Source organism: Corynebacterium sp., assembly GCF_012837295.1.
Taxonomy (GTDB): Bacteria; Actinomycetota; Actinomycetes; order Mycobacteriales; family Mycobacteriaceae; genus Corynebacterium.
In genome coordinates, this window is record NZ_DURI01000363.1 from 1 (window position 1) to 1,852 (window position 1,852).

The window sequence follows — 1,852 nt, forward strand, 5'->3', positions numbered from 1 at the left end:
CGCATGGTCGATCGCCTCGAGGCGCGGCACCTCGTCGTCGAGGAAGGCGAAGTCACCGAGCTGCCGCGGGGCAAGAAGCCCGTCGAGTTCGCGTAGGCGGCGCGAGCGGCGCCTCCGCGGCCAGTACGCAGATGGATGCCCAGTGCACGGGAGGGGGTCCGCCACCTCCATCCACGCGCTGGGCCTCAATCTGCCTCGGTCCGAGCCAGTGCCCGGTCCCTCGCGGTTCGAATGGCGGAGACGGCCTCAATCGGATCGTCGGCCCATAGCGCAATTTCCGTTACCGTCTCCATCGGCTTCTTCTTCCACGGAATCCATGTCGGAGGTTGTGCCTGCGCAGAGTCAGCGTCGGGTAAAAGGGTGACATGGACGTTCGCCCCTTGGCCGTTGGCCAACGTCAGCACGCCACCGTCGACGGCGTATTGTTCTGCCGCATAGTCGCGGGACACCACGGCCTCCGCCACGTCGGCGACGTCGATTCTCGCGATGATTGTCCGGCCACGCTTGAGCACCAGCTCCGGCCCGACCGTGTGCGGATGCACCGCTCGCTGGCCGATGAGGCCCCACAGGATCACCAGCGAGTAGATCGAGACCAGCGCCAACACGACCCGCACCGCAGGCCACGGCAGGAGCAGTTCGAGCGCGATGATCTCGATGATCGTCGCAACCGTCATCATTCCGGGTATCCCCCACAGCCCCGTTTCGGCGGGTATCGGAACCTTCCCGGGTGCCACGACCCGCTTTCGCCGCATCAGCCGGATCAGATCGGCCCACACGCGAATCTCGTTCCGGAAAAGCCATACCGCCGGATGCCGCTTCAATAGCCGAGCCAACCGGCCGGGCAATACCCGTTTCACTTTCCCCCACCCGCATCCAGGTTGGATTCGACGGCCGATGAGTTCGCCACCAGGTACTCGAAAAGCTCGGCTTGAGCTCCCGTCAGCTTCGCGTCGTCGACGGTGATCGGAACGTCTCCCGGCTGGAGTGTTTCGGTCAACCCTCGGAAAACCCCCTGACGCTGGCCGAGAATCACCTCTTCGCACAGCCGGTGCACCACCTCGTTGCCGTCGCCGGGCCTTCCCGGGGGCAGACGGCCGAGAGCGATCCACGCCGTGGCCGCCCGATGGGTGAACCCGATGCAGGCATCATCCTTCAGGTTCCGGCGAAGCAATGCCCATGTGTCCTCTGTGGCGACGCCGGACAGCGCCATAAGTTCGAGGGAGGCGAGCTCGGACTCCGCGTGAGCCTCCAGGTCGGTGTCGGCGCACGGCACCTCCTCGGCGTCTCCGCCCATCACCGCAGCCCGGACTCCCTCGCGAATGTCCGGCGGCAATCCGAAAGTGCCGTCGAGCATCGACTGCAATCGATCTCGTTGGAGCATCAACTCGTCAATGCGACCATCGAGATCCTGCAAAGCCACTGATAGGACCTTGCGTTCATCGGCACCCATACCCGGGCCCATCTCGGCGACGGTCCGCAGGGGAACGCCCGCTTCCACGAGCGCTCGTATCCGCAGCACTCGTGCCACATCGGAGATGCCGTAGTCGCGGTAGCCGGAAGAGTTGCGCGGAGGCTCCGGAAACGCGCCCGCGAAATGATAGTGCCGTATGGCTCGGGTGGAACAGCCTGCAGCCCGAGCGAGATCGGATATGCGCATGACTACATCGTGCACCTTGACGCCGCGTCAAGGTCAAGGCCAGTTTCATCGAACTACCCAACCCCCCTCCACGCACGCGGAAACCCCGCCACCGGAAGGCCGGGTGGCGGGGTTCTGTCGCGTCCGCGTCAGGTGATCGCGGGGATCACCGTCGCGGGCTGCCGGTGAGGTGGTTCCTCTCCGGCGGGCCGGTGA

2 protein-coding genes are annotated in these 1,852 nt (G+C 65.4%); both read right to left on the reverse strand.

Annotated features, from left to right (window positions below; genetic code table 11):
* Positions 1-185: 185 nt before the first annotated feature.
* A complete protein-coding gene (locus GX015_RS11900; RefSeq protein WP_291345373.1) occupies positions 186-776 on the reverse strand; it encodes a hypothetical protein in 591 nt (196 codons plus the stop codon).
* Positions 777-853: 77 nt separating this feature from the next.
* Positions 854-1,657 (reverse strand): MerR family transcriptional regulator, encoded by an 804-nt coding sequence (locus tag GX015_RS11905; protein WP_291345374.1) that lies wholly within the window; start codon positions 1,655-1,657, stop codon positions 854-856.
* Positions 1,658-1,852: the final 195 nt, after the last annotated feature.

Coding starts and splice junctions, on each gene's coding strand:
- GX015_RS11905 (WP_291345374.1), bottom strand. CDS start 1,657: ATGCGCATATCCGATCTCGCTCGGGCTGCAGGCTGTTCCACCCGAGCC.